Below are 18,383 nucleotides of genomic sequence, written 5' to 3'. Positions count from 1 at the left end.
ATGCGCTTATGCGCTTATGCCACCCAATATGTTGGGCATCGGCAAACTGTGTAATAACTTCTTCTTATAAATCGCCCTAAAAACGATCAAACGCATGAAATAACAGTAAAAAGCCTGATAGGCGAACGCCTTGTGCATTTAGTTTTCTTACAGTATTTACATAATTGTCGATAGTTCTTTTCATCTTCATAAAATTAGAGTTATTATTCTAATTTGTATGGGATGTAACCGCGTTACTGATTAATCAGCTTAAAAATACACTAGATCTTGGCTGCGAATAGCTATGTTTAGTTAGCGCTGCGGTATCTGTCAGCAATTGCTGATGCATTTAACTCGGTATAAAAATTTTTAACGGTATTAATTGATAAAAGCGCAAACGCCAGCAGGGTGTTTGTAGATGTACTTCAACATAAAAATGGATATGTATGAAAAAAATAATAATTAGGATCTTAGTGATCGTACTGGTTGTACTTTCTCCCATTCTGTATCTCGCAGGCACATTTGTTTTTACAGGCCCGATGCCAGATGATGAATTTCAGCAACAACTACCTACGATAGTAAAAAACCTTGAAGTAAAAATGGATGGTGAGGGTGAAGAGACCATAGTCATGATCCACGGTTATCCTGATAGTTTAGAGCTGTGGGACAAGCAAGTTGAATATTTAAAGCAAGACTATCGGATTGCTCGATTTACTTTGCCGGGGTTCGAGCTAGAAGATAATGGCCAAAGACCCGATTACAATATTCAGCAAATTCGCATGATTATGGATGCCTTTATCGAAAGTTTAGATAGAGATAAAGTGACTGTACTCGCTCATGACTGGGGCGCGTCTTATGCTTCACATTATCTTGCGCAAAATGACTTGGTCGACAGACTTATTCTTTTAGACATTGGCAGCTATGGTAACGAAAAATCACCAAGCATTAATGTTAAATACACCTTTGCCCTTGCGCTTGCTTGGGTTTTACCTGAATATCTCGGTGAAAAATTAACGCTTTTTACTGCGGAAAACATATTAAAACTTGAACAGAATGTAGACGCGAATAAAAAAGTGGCTAATTTACGTTCTGATGCGCGTATGACTTACCCATACTGGCATTTATGGAACGCTATTTTATCAAAAGATTTACCCCAACGTGTTGCGGTGGAAGATTTTGGCACGCCTTTTCTTTTCATCTATGGCAAAGATAAGAATGTGTGGTTCCATGGTAAAGAGTGGTTGCAACAGGTTGTCGATTTGAATAAGGGTCAGGTTGAAGTGGTACCGGGCGGTCACTGGTTTATGGAGTCTTCTGCTGACTTAGTGAATCAAACTGTCGATGATTGGATACGTGCTAATTAAAAATAATAGTAATTGGTTAGCTATCACTAAGCCGATAGCGCCAGTAACTTAGTCACTGTGTTAAGAAAGGGGATACTTGTTGAGAGTATCCCCTTTTTTAGCATTTAGCCTGCGTCGATGCTGATACTTAGGTGGATTTAAATTTTGTTAAAACGTGCAGCTGGGATCTTGCGGCTTTATATCAGCGTTTTAGTTAACCTTGTGACCGCGCTTTAAAAGCGTAATTTCGTTTTAAGATAAAACTCAGTTAAGTTAATTACAATGGATGACGATATAAACTATTGTCATAAATTGAACACTTAAAGAGGGTTTTATTATCAAAGATAATCACAGTTCAAACTCGTCTAGCCGTAAGCCTTGGGTGACTCTCGGCGTTATTGTATCCATAGTGATATTGTTTGCGGTGGTGTTTAATGTCATGCCCAAAGGGTTTAAAACCACCCATGAACAAATTGGCACAGGTAAGCCTGCATTTGTATTTGTTTATGATCCCAACCTTGCGGTGAGCAATAGCCAAACTGAACAAATGAATGAGGCTCGCGATCAGATTAGTGAGCAAGCGTTTTTTTTGATCGCCAGAATAGGCACCCCAGAGGGTGATCAATTGATTGCCAAATACCGTGCTAGCCCTGCTGAAGTGCTATTGTTTGATCCCGCTGGTAACTTGGTTAAACGCCAGTATGCATTGAGAACGGCTGCAGAGTTAATGCAGTGGGTTAACTAAATCAACTAGTAAGCTAAAGTAAGGCTTAAATCAGCCTTATTTTTACATATTAAAAAGCCTTGATAGCAAACACTATCAAGGCTTTGTTGTTTCTAGCGAGTCATTTGGCTTTATTAGCTAAACCTTACTGGCTTACTGCTTATAGACTTGACCGTCTTTCATCACAAAGGTCACGTTTTCCATTAAGCTGATATTGCTGAGCGGATCGCCATCAACGGCAATAATGTCAGCTAAAAAACCTGCTTTAATCTGCCCGAGGTTGTCTTGCTTGAGTAAAGCGGCGCTATTGATGGTCGCAGCTTGTAAGGCTTGGGCTGGGGTCATACCAAATGTCACCATACGTGAGAACTGCTTACCGTTATCACCATGGGGGTAAATTGCCGCATCTGAGCCAAATACCATGTTAGCACCAGCTTTTACCGCTGCTCTAAAGCTATCTCGCTGGGCTTGCGATACTAACTTTTCTTTATTGATGTTGGCTTCAGGTACACCATTAGCTGCGCCATAGGCGAGGGTGTATTCAGTGTTGTAGATATCACAAGAAAGGTAAGTACCAGCCTTTACAGCCATTTTTATTGCTTCTTTATCCATGAAACTACAATGCTCAATACTATCGACGCCCGCTCTGATTGATTCTTTAATGCCATTGGTACCATGGGCATGGGAGGCAACCACTAAGCCACGCATGTGGGCTTCATCAACGGCTGATTTTATTTCTTCATAGGTTAGCTGTTGCACGCCGACTTTAGTGCCCTTAGAAAATACCCCGCCAGTGGCGCAGACTTTAATCGCATTAGCGCCATACTTGATGTTTTCACGCACTTTAGCGCGCACAGCCCAAGGTCCATCAGCGACCCCTTGCGATTTTGATTTTTTTTCTGGGGATGAAAAGTTATCGTCGCAATGCCCGCCTGTAATACTAATCGGATGGCCAACAGCCCAAATTCTTGGCCCTGCAATTTCACCGGCATTAATGCCGTCGCGGGTGGCAATAACGGCGTAACCCGAAGCGCCTAAGTCCCGCACTGTGGTAAAGCCTGCCATTAAGGTTTTTTCGGCATTTTTAACCGCTTTAACGGTTTGGCGTGGAATAGAATAATTTTGCGAGGCTAAAAAATTATCTTCTGCATCACCGCTAAGGTGAACATGCATGTCCATTACACCTGGAAGTAAGGTTTTACCGCTTAAATCGATAAGCTTGTAATCATTATCTGTAGGGATTTTGGCTTGTTGGGTGACTTGGGTTATTTGATTATCATTAATGACAATGGCCACGTCTTTTATGGTTTTGCCTTTTACTACATCGACGTATGCATCAGCGATCAATAAGGTTTGTTGTGCCAGTGCTGGCACGCTTAGCGTCAGCGAGATTGCCGCTGCTAAGCTGAATTTTGTTAGACCCTTTAATTGTTTATTTGGCTTTACCATCTGCGTGGTTTTCCTGTTTATTGTAGGTATAAGTAAGCGAGAAAACCATCATACGACAATTGTTAAGCCAGTGTTAATGCTTAAGGCGATTGAATTGTAATGACTAATGTAGAAAATTATTGCCACATCTATTGTTGATAGTTATTGCCACCCCCCGCTTTATATTGATGGAAAATATCTGCCTAATCCCGTGTGCAGTAGTTTTGTGCTGCCATACTTCTTGTATAGTTAATACTAGCTTTCGCATTCAAGGTAAGGTTTATATGGCCACTCTTTCTGACAATGACTTAATGGCTCAGCTAAAAGATCATTTATACGATCACTTAGAGGATCATTTAGCGGATCACTTTGAAAAAAGCGCTGTGGTGTTATCAGCGCAGGCAGTAAGAGACGCCGAGCAGTATTGGGCATCAAGCCATAACAATAGTACTTGGCCCTTAATGGTTAAGGCAGCTAGCAGTTTTGTGCAGCGCTTTGGCAGCGCTTTTAATACATCGCAAGCAATATTGGTGGTTGTGGGTCAGGGCAACAATGGTGGTGACGGTTATTACATTGCCAAATTATTACTGCAACAGGGTAAAAAGGTCGTGGTTTATGTGCCTTTTGGCGCGCCCAAAGCGGGCATCGATGCGCAGCAAGCCATGAATGAATTTTTAGCGGCTGGTGGTAGTGTTCATACCACTAAACCTAGCGCATCTTATCCGATCATTATTGATGCGCTATTTGGCAGTGGTTTAACCCGAACACTATCTGCTGCGGCGATAAAGGTTATTGATGACATTAATCAGAGTGCTGAGCAGGTTTACGCGGTTGATGTGCCCAGCGGTTTAAATGCCGATAGCGGCCAGCCTGAGCCGATTTGCGTTAATGCCACTGCCACCCATAGCTTTATTGCTTATAAGCCGGGGCAACTCACTGCATATGGGCCAGCATCTTGTGGGGCACTGTCGTTAGACTCTTTAGGGCTTGAGCCTATTGCTGGTACAACAAAAGAGAATTGGCGCTACGATCCAAGGGTAAATATGCTGCCATCACGCAGGGGTAATACCCATAAAAGTCATCATGGTAATGTCAGCGTTATTGCAGGTCTTGGCAATATGGCTGGCGCTGGCATTATTGCTAGCCGCGCAGCCTTAAATGCTGGCGCTGGGCGGGTATTTTTACAGTGTGAGCCAAGCCATTTTGTCGCCTGCTTAAGCCAATCTCCTGAGATTATGTTTTCTGATAGTACCGAAAACACCTTAAAGCAAAACGCCGTGCTGGTGGTCGGCCCAGGTCTTGGCCGCGGCCAACAAGCGCAGCAAATCATGCAAACGCTATTAACCCTTCAACCCAACTCTGGCGTTGATAATAAACGCAGCCTCGGGGTGTTAGATGCGGATGCGCTGCGTTATTTGGCAAAGCATCAGCAAACGGTAACGCCTTGGGTGCTAACTCCCCATGAGGCAGAGGCCGCTGGCTTGTTGGGCATATCTGCCACTGAAGTTACAAACGATCGCGTTGCCGCTGCGCTGGCACTACATAAAAAATATCAAGCAGTCGTGGTATTAAAAGGGGCTGGCACACTAGTCGCCCATCAAGGTGGAGTCAATTTTTGCCATTCTGGCTCAGCAGCTATGGCCACACCGGGCATGGGCGATTGCTTAGCAGGTATTATTGCTGCACTTATCGCCCAAGGGCTATCGGCGGTTGATGCGGCTATTACAGGGGTGAACTGGCATGCCACACTAGGCCATCAACTTGGCCAAACTCAGCGAGTGGTACTGGCCAGTGATATTTGCCAGCAGCTGAAATTAGGCCGTCATTAACTCACAATAGCGTAGTGGTTTTAGTATTTATTTGCTGTAGCGCTGTGAACTTAGGCTGTCTAAACAAATTCAAATGCTGAATAAATATGCATTTGGATGCAAATAGAAGTGGTCGGATGAGTACCTAATTGGCCACCAATAATCTTAACATTCAAAGATCAATTATTTGACGCTAGTTGTCTGTGACTAAAGGCGCGAACCTAATACATTATAAATTGATGCTAAGACGATATTGTAAAACACTGGCTTAACTAAGCCATATAAGTGTTTGTGGGTGATTGGCGGCAGCTGTTGATTATTTCTACGCTCCCTATCGTCAATTATATGACAAGTCAAATATTTATTAAATTTGTTAACTCGTTTTAATCTTGAGTCTATATTGCTGTAAATAATAGTTTTTTTGACGTGCTGTCGTTTTATTGGCTCTGTTGTCTTATGGTTTTTTTTAATTATGATGTAGCGCGAACAGACCGCTGTTGGTTATTTATATTCATCCATTATCGCCCTTGAGTCTGCAGTCTTCTTTTACGTCATAACTAGAGATATTTACATGAAAACCAATAAGTTTTTCGGTGCCGTCGCTGCTGTGTCAGCAATGTACATCTTAATACCTAATCAAAGTGCTCATGCCCATGGTTGGGCTGAATTTCCTGAAGCAAGACAATCAATTTGTTACGAGCAAGGTGGCTTGTGGAGTGGCACACCACCTAATGCGGCTTGTGCACAAGCCAAAGCGATTTCTGGTACTTATCCATTTATTCAGCGTAATGAATTTGCCATTAATATTCCTGCACCGACATACAATGATATGGAAGTGGTAAAAGCGGCTATCCCTGATGGCAGCTTATGTTATGCCAATGATGCGCAAAAAAGCGGTATGGGTGCTGAGCATTCACAGTGGACCCGCACTGAGTTACCAACAGGCACTTTTGAGTACGTGTTTAATGCAACCGCGCCTCACAACCCTTCATTCTGGCAGTTTTATTTAACCAAGCCTGGTGTTGATGTGTCTAAGCCACTTAAATGGGATGACTTAGAGTTAATCCAAGAGTACGGCAATGTTGCTGTGGACGCTGACAAAAAATACCGCATGGACATTGCGATCCCAGCCGATCGCTCAGGTGATGCGATTTTGTTTACTCGCTGGCAGCGAGATGACACCGTTGGTGAAGGATTCTATAACTGTAGTGACATTACCATTTCAGGTGATTCACCGGTTGATCCAGAACCAAGCGAGCCATACTTAGAGCAAGGCGATGCCTTTATTCCTTCTGATATCAGCCTTAATACCCCTCAGCTTGGTGAGTCGGTTAATTATAAAGTCTTTAGTGACAATGGTGATATTCACTCTAGCTTTTCGTTAGAAATTACCGCAGACAATCAACTCGATTGGGATCGCTTATTAGCCTCACAAGTCAACGGTTATTACGAGACTCAATATAGCGGTAACGTGTTTGTTGGCCGCTGGCATGCAGAAATGAATCACTATATGTATTTCAGAAATGAGCTACATAATAACTTCTTTAATGCCAGTAATGGACAGGCTTATGGAGAGTTCAGTATCACAGCAAACAATGAGTTTGTTGAAGCTGTGATTACGCCAACAGTGTTAAAAGAAATTACTAACGCTAGCGTTACCCATGGTGAGTACGTGGTATTAACGCCAGCAAGCAGCAAAGGCGATATTGAACAAATCTCTTGGGTGCAAGTGGCAGGTTTGCCGATTGAAACCGCTATTGGTCAAAATGATGAGCTAATTATCAACACTGTTTTGCTTGAGAATGTCGCCCAAGAAGTCAGTTTTGAGCTTACTGTTTCAGGTCAAGGCGAAGAAGATAAAACGGTTTATAGTTTTACTATTACCCCAACTGACGTAGAACCAGGACCAAGCCCTGAGCCATTGCCTGGAGAGCAATGGAGTGCATCTGCTGTTTATAATGGCGGTGAAAAGGTGATGCATAATAACCAAGAGTGGACTGCTCAGTGGTGGACTCAAGGTGAAGAGCCTGGTACTACAGGTGAGTGGGGCGTGTGGCGTTAATAGCCCTCATGCTTGTTTGCTAAGGTTTTAAACATAATCGCAGTAAACCCTAACGGCCAATCATTGATTGGCCGTTTTTTATGCTATAACTAAAATATGATGTGGCCCAATGCGCTTTATAAACTTGTTGATGTTTTACTCTAATGAATATCGATTTAGTTAATCGAATAGGTGTGATGGTAGATAAAGGACTGCGGCCATTAACTAGAACTTACTACTGAAATTGGTATTTTGGTGGGGAAAACGCTTGTATTGTTTTTATATACAATCAATTATATAACGATGGAATTATATAAAGATATTTTGCATGATTTAATTGTTATCTAGTTGCTGAATATGAAGGTATCGGGGATACCATATTTAATTAACTAAAAGTAAAGGCCGTATTTAAGGGCCGTATTTAAGGATTAAATTTAACGGTCTCATGTTAGCGACCAGCGAAAAGGAATTCCATAACGATGAATTTAAATATTGTCAGCGCCGAACAAGCTTCACAGCAAAAGTATGAATTAATAATTATTGGTTCTGGCTTTGGAGCTTCATTTTTTTTACTTGAAGCGTTAAAAAAAATTAACGGTAATATCCTCGTGCTGGAATGGGGCGATTATAAATCGTGGAATTGGCAATTGAAACAAAATCGTAACTCGCCAATAAACACTACTGATACCTTTAAAACTGCATCTGAAAAAGAATGGAATTGCACCATTGGTTTTGGTGGTGGAATGAATTGCTGGTTTGCCCAAACCCCTCGATTTCATCCTGCAGATTTTAAAACCGCCTCTTTGTATGGGGTCGGCAATGACTGGCCGATTTCCTATGACGATCTTGAGCCTTATTATTGTGATGTCGAAAGCATTATGTCGGTGTCAGGCGACCCTGATATGCAAAGCATGTTTCCTCGCTCAAAACCTTATCCCCAGCCGCCCCATAGACCCACTGCCATTGATCGCATTATGAAAAATGCCAATATGGACAGCCACTTTATCATGCCAACGGCCAGAGCAAGGGTGTCAACTGATACACGGGCGGCCTGCTGCTCTAATGCCAAATGTAATTTATGTCCCATTCAGGCCAAATTTACTGTGCATAATGGTTTTCAGCAGGTGTATTCAGACCCAAGAGTGCATACCTGTTTAAACTCTGAAGTAAGGCATATGCAGCACAGTGATAGCGCGGTTTCTAGCGTGGTTTTTATCAACAACAATCAAGAATATACCGTCAGCGCCGACAAGTTTGTTTTAGGCGCCAACGCCATACAAAGCCCTGCGATATTGCTACGATCGAAAATGGATTTTGGTGACACGGGCCTAGGGCTACACGAGCAAATTGGGATAAAAGTAGAGGTGTATTTAGACGGTTTAGAGAACTTTGATGGTAGCACTATTACCACAGGGCTCAATTATGCCTTGTATGATGGCGAGTTTAGAAAAGATCACGCTTCTTGTTTGATTTACTTTGAAAATCGTTGGCCTTATGGCTTTAGAAAAGAAGTGGGTCGCTGGCGAGAAACCCTGCCATTAGTCATTGTCGCTGAAGATCTCCCCCAAAAATCCAATAATGTCACTATTGATGCTACTACAGGGCAGGCGGTAGTGAGCTATACCGGAGAATCTGAGTACGCCAAAAAGGGTATTGAGCAGGCTTTAGCGCAATTACCTAAGGTACTTGATGCATTACCTGTGGAAGCGATTCATTTTCGTGGCTGGCGGCCGACTGAATCACATTTACAGGGCACCTTGAGAATGGGCAACATTGATGATGGCTCAGTGGTAGATGCAAACCTTATTCATCATCAATACCGAAACTTATTTGTGGTGGGCACATCAGTATTTCCAAGCTGTTCTTGTGCTAATCCTAGCTTAACGGCTGCAGCATTAGCAGTGCGCGCAGCGAGAATGGGGGTTTAATATGAGTGGTACTAGTCTTTCTCGGCGCTCGTTTCTTAAAGTTGCAGCGGTTGGCGCAGGGCTGGGTGGGGCGGTATTTTATGGAGTGCATACATTAAATACCCAAAATTTTATCGTTTCTAGCCTTGATCGTTTACTGGGTAAGCTAAATATTAGCGATGAAAACCTGCAATTGTTTTGTGATCATTTTACCGCTGAATATGGTGAGATGAAGCTGCGTGCCATTATTATATTAGATCAATCTTCAATGTTTGATTTGGTTGTTAAAAAGCGTGCTATTTGGATTGATAAGTATGAGCGAAAATTAGTCACTGATTTTATGATGTCGACCAATTATTTCCAAGTCAGTAACCCTGCCACAGAGGCGCTGCAATACTACGGCGCTAATCGGCCTTGTTATAATCCCTTTGCCCGCTTTGACGTCGGTTGATTGCTGTTGATAAAACCATAATACCCTGTCAGTTATGCCTTTCATAAAATAGTGGCCTTTGACTTTAACAAGTGAAACTTGTTAAGCCAAAGGTCATTATCTTGCAAAATCTCCATTAAAGTTTTCCCTCAATAAGTCGATGTCTATATACAGGTTTAATCGTGTACTACACGAATATTAGAGGCCAATGTTATTGAGTCATGTTATTAAGTACTTTAATGCTCAATCAAGGCTGTTTAAGAGTAATAACCACTCGCCAAACCCCATGCTGACAACTGAAATAACTTGATATTCAGGTCATTAATCACGGTGAATTTAAGCTAATTCCTCCGATTTATATTTTAAAGTAGGGCTTAATCTTTAAAGGTAGTTATATGAGTATTGATGTCTCAATTAAGAGAATGCTTCAAATTACAATTTCGTTATCATTATTGGCTTTAATCGTTTTAGTTTGGGTGAGCAATGCCCAGCAATCTTCTATTTATGAAAGTGTGTTAAATGAAGAAAAACAGGTTAATACTATTTTTGCTTTAAAAGATACTCGCTATGATGTTGTATAAATTCAGCAGTTTTTAACCGATGTTGGCGCAACAAAAAGTGATGAAGCCAAAGCCGAAGCGTTAGCAAGTTTGCATGCCGCTCAAGCAAATATGGATAAACTTATCAGTTCGGCACCGGAATATACTGCAAGAGCTCAATCGATTAAACGTCAAATTAATCAATTGCATGAATCTGGTGTGAATATGGCAGATGCTTACCTAACTCTGGGGACCGATGCTGGTAATTTACTGATGAAAGGTGCTGGTGGCTTTGACCAAGCATCGTCAGATTTAGCTGATAATTTAGATGAATTAGCCCAAGAGTTAGATGGTAAATTTACTGTTGCGGTACAAGAAACCCTAAATTCCACCATGCAAGCTGCCAGTGTGCAATTGTGGGGCAGTATTGGCATTGGTGTGTTTATTATCATTATTTTGTCAGCCCTTTACCGCAATATTTTCACTCCGCTTAACGCTTTAGATAATTCCATGAGTAATGTGGCTTCAGGCTCTAAAGATCTTACCGTGGCGCTAGATGACAGTGGTAATAGCGAAATTAATCAGGTCGCTGGCAACTTTAATGTATTTGTAGGTAATATTCGTGAGTTAATTATTGATTTCAATGGTAATACTCAGCAGTTAGGTACGGCAAGTGTGCAGCTTAAATCGGCCAGTAACGAAACCTTAGCGGGCATGCAGCGCTTACAAGGTGAAACCGAACAAGTTGCTACAGCGATGAACCAAATGCAAGCGACCGTGGTGGAAGTAGCTAATAATGCCGAACTAGCCGCGCAAGCAGCTAAAGATTCAGATACGCAAGCGGTCCATGGTGACATGATAGTTCAGCAAACGATCGCTTCGATCGATAACCTCTCTGGCGGGGTTGAACAAGCTGCCAATGCGTTACAAAAATTACAAAACGATGCCGATAATATAGGTAGCATTTTAGATGTGATCCGCAGTATTTCAGAGCAAACTAACTTACTGGCACTCAATGCCGCCATCGAAGCTGCCCGCGCGGGCGAGCACGGCCGTGGCTTTGCGGTAGTGGCAGACGAGGTCAGAACCTTGTCTAAACGAACTCAAGATTCAACTAATCAAATTCAGCAAATGATTGGACAATTACAAACCGGTGTTAAAGATGCGGTATCGGTAATGGACTCAAGCCGTGAGCAAGCCGATAAAAGCACTGTTCAGGCAGCACAAGCGGGTGAGGCCTTAGCTAAAATTACCGAATCGGTGGCGATGATTTCTAATATGGCCACCCAAATCGCCACAGCAGCAGAAGAGCAAACCGCGGTCAGTGATGAAATTAATCGTAATATTGTCAATATTAGTGATGAAGCCAGATTAACGGCCAGCAATGCCGACCAATCACATAGTGCCAGTGTGCAGGTTAATCATTTGTCACAGCAATTAAGAGAACAAATTGGTCAATTCAAGACAAGTTAGTGAATTATTTTAAACAAGCTAGAGTCAATGTGACAGTTTTGCCACTAAAACATCCGTTATTTAGAGGCTAATGTTGTGTTATGAGCATTATGTTATAAGCATTGTGTTTTAAGCATAGTGATAGAGGCCTAAGGGAGATAGACCCATTCCCTTAGGTTTTTTCATCAATACCAAGTGATTCAAGTTATCTTATATCAATAAGCTGATGTAAAATTCTGCGCTAGAATACTGCTGGGTTTGTTGTTCATCTGTAGGAGGCTTCAAGCCCCCTTCAAAGTGCAGCATTAGTTTCATTTAATGGTTTTTAGATTTGAGGCTCATTAATAATTCTAAGACGTATTTCTTAACAAGCTTTCTCGATTGCTATTTGGCTCGCATGTACCGCTAACATATGCCTCAAAATTTTTTTGCTAAAACTCCTTTGCTTTATATTTAGCCCCTTTAATTCTAGTTTTGCATCATTCATGTTATATCTGCCTATAAGTGCTAAAAATCATAGCTTAAATAGTGTTTATTAGCTGTTTTGTTAGCTTTAAACTGTATTTTAGCCAATATTAATTAACGATTTTTTAGGCTGACAGTAATATCACTTCCTTTTTATTTCGTTCGAAATAACCACAAAATATGACCTTTATAGCAAAATTTGACAATTGTTGGCCATTAAACGAGCTGTAGCAGATTTTACTTTACTTATTTCTGCTTCAGTATTACATTCGCCGCAAATAGTCTTTGGGTATAACTAAGTCTTTAGTCGACAAGTATGCGCAAGCACGTTAAATTTCATGTTAAGTATCCTCAAATTGTCCATAATTACTCATGATAGTGGTGAAAACTCCATTGTTACACCAGTTATTGGTTTAAGTTTTTTCGCTATCGCTTCAGGCTTTTTAATGAGCCTAGTACCATTATCTTTACCATACTTTGGCCTTAGTCCATCGTTAACTCCTTGGCTTGCAAGTGTGTTTTATTTTGGTCTTTTATTAGGTGCTACTTGTATTCAAAAGGTGATTAAGCGACTTGGTCATCGGCGCGCATTTATCGTTTTTTTATGTCTGCTGGCATTAACGGTGGTAACAATGATACTGCTACCTCATCAGATCAGCTGGCTTGCAGCGCGATTTATCGCTGGACTGGCGGTTGCAGGCATCTTTGTGGTGGTGGAGTCTTGGCTTTTGATGTCCAATTGCCCTAAAAAGCGTGCTAAACGTCTCGGTCTTTACATGGCGGCACTTTACGGAGGTAGCGCCGCTGGACAGCTGGCTATTTCTGTATTCGGTACTGAAGGCATTACGCCTTATCTGTTTGTATTAGCGTTGTTGTTTTTAGCCACTTTGGCACCAGTGCTTATTCGACATGGTCAGCCTCGTAGTCATCAGCAGCAGCGCTTTAACCGCAGAGACATTCGTCATTTGAGCCGGCCAGCGATCATCGGATGTATGGTGTCTGGACTATTACTGGGACCAATTTATGGATTAATGCCGCTATATATCAGTCTATCAGGTGCTTATGCTGACTATACAGGGCTATTGATGGCAATAGTCATTGTGGGTGGCATGGCGGTGCAGCCGATTGCAGGCAGCATGTCGACTCGCATGAGTAAAAGTTTACTTATGGCAATTATTTGTCTTGTTGGCTGCGTTGCAGTGTTAGGCATACTGGAGTCAACCAGTTTAGTCATGATGGGGCTAAGTTTACTATGCCTAGGTGCTGCGAGTTTTGCTCTATATCCAATAGCGATAACGCTGGCTTGTGATAATTTGCCCCAAGAGAAAATGGTTTCAGCGACTGAAGTGATGTTGCTGTGTTACAGCGTAGGCTCAGTATTAGGGCCATTATTGGCGACCACATTTACCGATGTCGGCAACGGATTAATTATTTATTTAGGTGTCTGCTTGTTTTCCACCTGCGTGTATATGTTATTTAAGAGTGCTGAAACACTACCATCTGGCCATAAACCTATCGCAGGTTAGTTGCCAAAGGTTTTTATAACCAATCCTATTGAGCCTAATGGGATTGGTTATTTAGGCTTTTTATAGTGTTAGTTACCCCGACACTTTGATTGGCTATAGCCAGCTCGCCAGTTGCTCTTTAGTGGGCTTACTGCCTTTATGAACCACTTTTTCATCCACCACCACAGCAGGTGTGCTCATTACACCATAAGCCATAATTTGCGCCATGTCGGTGACTTTTTCTATTGTGACAGTAACGGCTTTTTCATCGGCAACTGCTTGGGCAAGTTCTGCTGTCTCAAGACACTTTTTACAGCCGGAGCCTAATATTTTAATGGTTCTCATGATAAATCCTTATTTATTGAGCTGTTAAATCACCGATGTTTTTTACATCAGTAAAATCATAAAAATGGCGTAAAGGCATTAAACAGCCAACCGACTAGGGTAAACGCCACCAATAGCAGGCAGAATAATATTGCCAGTAAGCGCCACTGCATAACCTGTTTTAGTAAGATAAATTCTGGGAAGCTGGCAGCAACGGTGCTCATGCAAAATGCCAGTGTGGTGCCTATGGGTAGGCCATTAACAATTAAGCTTTCCATCACAGGAATTACCCCGGTGGCGTTTGAATACAGCGGGATCCCCAGTAGTACTGCAGCAGGTACTGACCACCATTGGCCATTGCCTAAATGGGCCTCAATCCAACCATCGGGTACAAAGCCGTGCAGCGCTGCCCCAAGGCCGACACCAATAATGACCCATTTCCATACTCGGCCAAAAATATCGAACATCTCAGTTTTGGCAAATTGATGCCGCTGTGACATTGATAGCGCTTGGGTTTGAATATCGTCAGGGTTATTAGCAGTGCTATGTTGTTGACCGCGTTTGAGGGCTTCAGCGGCAAAAGATTGTAGCCAGCGCTCAGCTTTTATTGCATCGAGAAAAAAGCCGCCTAACATGCCGACACTCATGCCAACCACGACATATAAAATGGTGAATTTTATCCCCAGTAGGCTCATGAGTAGCAAGATGGCTACTTCGTTGATTAGCGGTGAGGTGATCAAAAAGCTCATGGTGATCCCAAGGGGGATCCCGGCTGAGGTAAAGCCAAGAAATACCGGAATACTGGAGCAAGAACAAAATGGTGTTACCACCCCAAATCCAGAGCCCATCAAGTAACCTAAGCCCTTGGGTTTACCAGCTAAATAGTCTCTGACTCGTTCAACATTTAATGAGGCTCGCATTAAGGCGATGAGGTAGATCATCACCAGCAGTAGAGCAAAAATCTTAGTTACGTCTTCAACAAAAAAATGCAGTGCATCCCCAAGCTTTGTCTGCGCCGACAAGCCCAATAAATCGTAAATTAGCCATGATGCAAAATCAGTGAAAATTTGAAACATAGGTTAATGCTCAAAAAAACGTCTTATAGCCAAGATAGCGGATTTTTAGTAATGAAAATAAGCGCTAGCTCTCGCTTTTGCATAAAGGGCTGGAGCGTAAAGGTTTGTCACAATATCGGTTAAATAAAGCTAAAACACCACTTAAGCTTGGTGCTTACAGAAGTTATAACTGAAGGGGTTTGAAACTGAAAACCAGCCTCGCATTTGGGGTAAACCTTAATGCGAGGCTGTGGTCTAGATATTGTGAAGTGGGATTAAGTTAATGATTAAATTGTACTTAATTTTTTCTACTTCATGATAATTTCTCTTAATCGGTATTCTCCGGTTAAGGTTCTTACATTGGGATAAGTTTTAGTGATTTTACGGCTATTGTCTTGATTGGCTTGGCCCCAACTTTTCATGAAGTTTTTATACTTTTCCTGATTGGGTTCTAAATCGGCACTATTTTCAAACATCACCATTAGCACCATATTGAATTCGCCACTTTGTGGTAATTCACTGGCAAAAATTTTCCAATCTTTAATATAACCCAGCTCTTTTTGTAACCGTACCGCTTTAACCCAACTTTCTCTTAAGCCTTCTAGGTAAACGTCTTCCATGTTGGGATCGATCCTCACCGTGGTCATTGAAGTCACTTCTTTTCCAATGTCATAGTCTTTATAAATCTCAAGCTCAGCCTGAGAAGAAACGGCAAAGAGTAAGCTGCATAATCCGATTATTAATACGATATATTTCATCTTAATCTCTCTTAGGTTGTTAAAAAATTAACACCGAGAAGTATAGTGACGAATGGGTTAATAGCGAGTGGCTAAGGCTTAATGAAGACTTTCTATTTACGCTTAGCTGCTTTTAATAGTGCTAAAAAGAGTGGGAGAGGATGGGTTTAAATCTGAGTGGAACAAGCGGTGAAGGGAATGATTGTTTTATCGCATCGTTCCCTTCGCTGGGTCTGGTTTGGTACGAATTAGTCGTGATGGGCTTTTAGCTGTTGGAATAGCACATCTTTTAAATTAGCCCGCTGCACTTTAAGTTGGTGCATGTGTTCGTCATCGGTTGGGCTGCCATCAATTTCTAACTGGCGGATTTCATAATCCAGTAGGTGGTATTGTTTTGATTGCTTTTGAAATGTTTCATCTTTATGTGTTAAATCAACAATGTCTTGCTTAAATTCTGGAAAGTCGAAAATTAGTGCGTGATTCTCATTTAACATAGATAACCCCTAAATGGTGAACAGAAATTCAGTATTTTGGAACTGAGTTCACTATAGCATTATGTTGTTTAAAAATGGCGAGCTGGTTAACAAATCTTCATGAAATTTTTGCTAAAAATAGGATTTATTTGAGTAAGTTAGGATGGGTTATTTATTATCTTAACTTACCCATCCAGTTACTCATATTTCTAGCCGTTAGCTTGCACATGTTTAAGGGCCGCCTGTAAGGCTTCATAGCGGAACAAAAAGGTGTTTTCAGTTGGCAGCGAATCAATCACATGAAACTTCTGCAGCTGATCTTTGGTTTGCAGGTTAGGGCACAATAAAAATACTTCACAATGGGCATCTTGGGCATCTTTAATGGCATTTTCTAGCGCTAGCCCAACAGTCACATCGATCATCGGCACGTCAGTAAGATCGAGGATCATCGCTTCATAATCACTCACACTGGTATGTTGGCGAGAGATCGCTTTTGATACGCTGAAGATCATTGGCCCTGACAGATAGAAAAACAGCACTTTACCATTGGCTTGATCCAGCAGGCCGCGTTCGCTTTGAGTCAGCGGCACATCGTTTTGATCGGCATCACTAATGGCTTTTACTTGCCTTGCTTGCTGCTGGCTTAATTGTTCAATGATAATAATGTTAGAAATAAATACCCCAAGGCCAACGGCAACAATCAAATCGACAAATACGGTTAAGATCATCACCCCGTACATAATAGCCATGCCTTGCATACTGACTTTGTGAGCCCGTTGAATGAAGCTCCAATCAAGAATATTAAAGCCCACATAAACCGCAATACCAGCTAAAACGGCCATAGGTATTGGCTCTGTTAAGCCGCCAGCCACAAGTACCACTAATGCCAGCATTAGCGCGCGAACCATACCAGAAACAGGCGAGCGGGCGCCTACCTGAATATTGGTCACTGTACCCATAGTAGCACCTGCGCCAGGCAGGGCGCCGAATAAACCTGAAATCATATTAGCCAAGCCCTGACCCCGTAACTCTTTGTCTGAGTCGTGCTCTTTACGGGTCAATGAGTCTCCGATAACGGCGGTGAGTAACGTATCGATACAGCCTAAGGTGCCTAACACCAAGGCATCAATCACCATGGTAATAAAAATATCCGCATTTATGTGCGGTATCACTAAAGAAGGTAACCCAGCAGGAATAACCCCAATACGGCGAATGCTGTCACTATCAAATAAAATCACTGACAGTAACGTGATGGCGACTAAGGCAACCAGTTGCGCAGGGACGTATTTACGATAGCGCTGAGGAAACAAAAATAATGTCGCTAAAGTCAGTAAGCCTAAAAATAGTTCAGCAAACTTAATATTGCTTAAGGTGTCTGGGAGGGCTGATAAGGTGCCTAACACACCACCTGCAGGAGCGGCATGACCTAACAATGGTGACAGCTGTAAGATGATTAAAATCACCCCAATGCCTGACATAAAGCCTGAAATGACACTGTATGGCATTAAGGTGACGTATTTACCTAGCTTGAGCATGCCGAGTAAAAATTGAAAACCGCCTGCCATCATCACCACGGTAAAGGATATTGCCATTCCTGATTCAGGGTATTTGGCCACCATGCTGGTTAAAATGGCGGTCATAATCACTGTCATAGGGCCGGTCGGTTCAGATATTAAGCTTGATGAGCCGCCAAATAAGGAGGCAAAAAAGCCCACTAGTATCGCGCCCCATAATCCGGCTTCGGCGCCAGCGCCAGAGGCAACACCAAAGGCCAGTGCCAAGGGTAGGGAAATGATGGCTGTGGTGACGCCACCAAACAAATCGCCTTTAAGATTGACGTCTTTGAACCGTTCCTTAAACAAAATGCTAACCTCTTAGACCATAATTGGCGCAACTTTATCAAAAAATTAACTATTTTGTATAGATAAGAGGCGGTTGTTTATATCGATAAGCAACTGGTTGGCGCAGCTGTTAAGGCAAATATTTGACTGTTTTGTATAGATAAGAGGCAGTTGTTTATATAGATAAGAGGCCGGTTGTTTATATCGACAAGCGGCTGAATAGCGCAGCTGTTAAGGCAAATGTTTAACAGTTTTGTATAGATAAGAGGCCGGTTGTTTATATCGATAAGCGACTGAATAGCGCAGCTGTTGAGGCAAATGTTTCACAGTTT

At 42.1% G+C, this 18,383-nt stretch carries 15 protein-coding genes; 9 read left to right on the top strand and 6 right to left on the bottom strand.

Going from position 1 to position 18,383, the window contains the following annotated elements:
- Positions 1 to 425 precede the first annotated feature (425 nt).
- Together BCU91_RS10920 and BCU91_RS10915 are read left to right on the top strand one after the other, a co-directional pair.
- A complete protein-coding gene (locus BCU91_RS10920; RefSeq protein ID WP_102531467.1) occupies positions 426 to 1,343 on the top strand; it encodes an alpha/beta hydrolase in 918 nt (305 codons plus the stop codon).
- A gap of 418 nt (positions 1,344 to 1,761) precedes the next feature.
- Positions 1,762 to 2,067, top strand: coding sequence for a hypothetical protein (locus tag BCU91_RS10915; RefSeq protein WP_241901081.1), 306 nt, complete (start codon positions 1,762 to 1,764; stop codon positions 2,065 to 2,067).
- Between the two features lie 132 nt (positions 2,068 to 2,199).
- On the opposite strand, the gene BCU91_RS10910 is transcribed toward BCU91_RS10915, so the two are convergent.
- Positions 2,200 to 3,495 carry an amidohydrolase family protein gene (locus tag BCU91_RS10910; protein ID WP_102531466.1) on the bottom strand — a complete coding sequence of 432 codons (1,296 nt, stop codon included), beginning with the start codon at positions 3,493 to 3,495 and terminating at the stop codon, positions 2,200 to 2,202.
- A 263-nt stretch (positions 3,496 to 3,758) separates the two neighbouring features.
- Between BCU91_RS10910 and BCU91_RS10905 the strand changes: the two genes are divergently transcribed.
- The 7 genes from BCU91_RS10905 to BCU91_RS10875 all read left to right on the top strand — a co-directional run bounded on the left by BCU91_RS10905 (position 3,759) and on the right by BCU91_RS10875 (position 13,642).
- Positions 3,759 to 5,303 carry an NAD(P)H-hydrate dehydratase gene (locus tag BCU91_RS10905; RefSeq protein ID WP_198590460.1) on the top strand — a complete coding sequence of 515 codons (1,545 nt, stop codon included), beginning with the start codon at positions 3,759 to 3,761 and terminating at the stop codon, positions 5,301 to 5,303.
- 550 nt (positions 5,304 to 5,853) lie between these two features.
- Positions 5,854 to 7,344, top strand: a complete 1,491-nt coding sequence (locus BCU91_RS10900; protein WP_102531464.1) for a lytic polysaccharide monooxygenase — start codon at positions 5,854 to 5,856, stop codon at positions 7,342 to 7,344.
- 458 nt (positions 7,345 to 7,802) lie between these two features.
- On the top strand, positions 7,803 to 9,251 hold the full coding sequence (locus tag BCU91_RS10895) for a GMC family oxidoreductase (RefSeq protein ID WP_102531463.1): 1,449 nt from the start codon (positions 7,803 to 7,805) through the stop codon (positions 9,249 to 9,251).
- Position 9,252: 1 nt separating this feature from the next.
- On the top strand, positions 9,253 to 9,681 hold the full coding sequence (locus BCU91_RS10890; protein ID WP_102531462.1) for a twin-arginine translocation signal domain-containing protein: 429 nt from the start codon (positions 9,253 to 9,255) through the stop codon (positions 9,679 to 9,681).
- Between the two features lie 374 nt (positions 9,682 to 10,055).
- Entirely contained in the window at positions 10,056 to 10,241 is a 186-nt protein-coding gene (locus BCU91_RS10885; protein WP_102531461.1) for a hypothetical protein, read from the top strand.
- Between the two features lie 90 nt (positions 10,242 to 10,331).
- Positions 10,332 to 11,672 (top strand): methyl-accepting chemotaxis protein, encoded by a 1,341-nt coding sequence (locus tag BCU91_RS10880; RefSeq protein WP_102531460.1) that lies wholly within the window; start codon positions 10,332 to 10,334, stop codon positions 11,670 to 11,672.
- Positions 11,673 to 12,454: 782 nt separating this feature from the next.
- Positions 12,455 to 13,642: an MFS transporter gene (locus tag BCU91_RS10875; protein WP_102531459.1), complete on the top strand. Its 1,188-nt coding sequence runs from the start codon at positions 12,455 to 12,457 to the stop codon at positions 13,640 to 13,642.
- Between the two features lie 93 nt (positions 13,643 to 13,735).
- Here BCU91_RS10875 and BCU91_RS10870 read toward each other — a convergent pair whose 3' ends face one another.
- The 5 genes from BCU91_RS10870 to BCU91_RS10850 form a co-directional block, all read right to left on the bottom strand.
- Positions 13,736 to 13,966 carry a thioredoxin family protein gene (locus BCU91_RS10870; RefSeq protein WP_102520482.1) on the bottom strand — a complete coding sequence of 77 codons (231 nt, stop codon included), beginning with the start codon at positions 13,964 to 13,966 and terminating at the stop codon, positions 13,736 to 13,738.
- Positions 13,967 to 14,022: 56 nt separating this feature from the next.
- The gene (locus BCU91_RS10865) at positions 14,023 to 15,021 is read right to left on the bottom strand and encodes a permease (RefSeq protein WP_102475496.1); all 999 of its coding nucleotides are present in this window, start codon (positions 15,019 to 15,021) and stop codon (positions 14,023 to 14,025) included.
- A 287-nt stretch (positions 15,022 to 15,308) separates the two neighbouring features.
- The gene (locus BCU91_RS10860; protein WP_198589337.1) at positions 15,309 to 15,758 is read right to left on the bottom strand and encodes a hypothetical protein; all 450 of its coding nucleotides are present in this window, start codon (positions 15,756 to 15,758) and stop codon (positions 15,309 to 15,311) included.
- 227 nt (positions 15,759 to 15,985) lie between these two features.
- Positions 15,986 to 16,231: a YdcH family protein gene (locus BCU91_RS10855; RefSeq protein ID WP_102439323.1), complete on the bottom strand. Its 246-nt coding sequence runs from the start codon at positions 16,229 to 16,231 to the stop codon at positions 15,986 to 15,988.
- A 188-nt stretch (positions 16,232 to 16,419) separates the two neighbouring features.
- Entirely contained in the window at positions 16,420 to 18,075 is a 1,656-nt protein-coding gene (locus BCU91_RS10850) for a SulP family inorganic anion transporter (RefSeq protein WP_198589947.1), read from the bottom strand.
- Positions 18,076 to 18,383 lie beyond the last annotated feature (308 nt).

Origin of the sequence: Shewanella sp. 10N.286.52.B9, from assembly GCF_002873635.1 — a bacterium.
Lineage (GTDB): Bacteria > Pseudomonadota > Gammaproteobacteria > Enterobacterales > Shewanellaceae > Shewanella.
Note: the sequence above shows the minus strand (reverse complement) of the source record. Positions and strands in the feature narration are given on the sequence as shown.

What these genes read in the sequence shown, in the direction of transcription:
- BCU91_RS10920 (WP_102531467.1), top strand. Translation starts at nt 426, where the DNA reads ATGAAAAAAATAATAATTAGGATCTTAGTGATCGTACTGGTTGTACTT.
- BCU91_RS10915 (WP_241901081.1), top strand. Translation starts at nt 1,762, where the DNA reads ATGCCCAAAGGGTTTAAAACCACCCATGAACAAATTGGCACAGGTAAG.
- BCU91_RS10910 (WP_102531466.1), bottom strand. Translation starts at nt 3,495, where the DNA reads ATGGTAAAGCCAAATAAACAATTAAAGGGTCTAACAAAATTCAGCTTA.
- BCU91_RS10905 (WP_198590460.1), top strand. Translation starts at nt 3,759, where the DNA reads ATGGCCACTCTTTCTGACAATGACTTAATGGCTCAGCTAAAAGATCAT.
- BCU91_RS10900 (WP_102531464.1), top strand. Translation starts at nt 5,854, where the DNA reads ATGAAAACCAATAAGTTTTTCGGTGCCGTCGCTGCTGTGTCAGCAATG.
- BCU91_RS10895 (WP_102531463.1), top strand. Translation starts at nt 7,803, where the DNA reads ATGAATTTAAATATTGTCAGCGCCGAACAAGCTTCACAGCAAAAGTAT.
- BCU91_RS10890 (WP_102531462.1), top strand. Translation starts at nt 9,253, where the DNA reads ATGAGTGGTACTAGTCTTTCTCGGCGCTCGTTTCTTAAAGTTGCAGCG.
- BCU91_RS10885 (WP_102531461.1), top strand. Translation starts at nt 10,056, where the DNA reads ATGAGTATTGATGTCTCAATTAAGAGAATGCTTCAAATTACAATTTCG.
- BCU91_RS10880 (WP_102531460.1), top strand. Translation starts at nt 10,332, where the DNA reads ATGGATAAACTTATCAGTTCGGCACCGGAATATACTGCAAGAGCTCAA.
- BCU91_RS10875 (WP_102531459.1), top strand. Translation starts at nt 12,455, where the DNA reads ATGTTAAGTATCCTCAAATTGTCCATAATTACTCATGATAGTGGTGAA.
- BCU91_RS10870 (WP_102520482.1), bottom strand. Translation starts at nt 13,966, where the DNA reads ATGAGAACCATTAAAATATTAGGCTCCGGCTGTAAAAAGTGTCTTGAG.
- BCU91_RS10865 (WP_102475496.1), bottom strand. Translation starts at nt 15,021, where the DNA reads ATGTTTCAAATTTTCACTGATTTTGCATCATGGCTAATTTACGATTTA.
- BCU91_RS10860 (WP_198589337.1), bottom strand. Translation starts at nt 15,758, where the DNA reads ATGAAATATATCGTATTAATAATCGGATTATGCAGCTTACTCTTTGCC.
- BCU91_RS10855 (WP_102439323.1), bottom strand. Translation starts at nt 16,231, where the DNA reads ATGTTAAATGAGAATCACGCACTAATTTTCGACTTTCCAGAATTTAAG.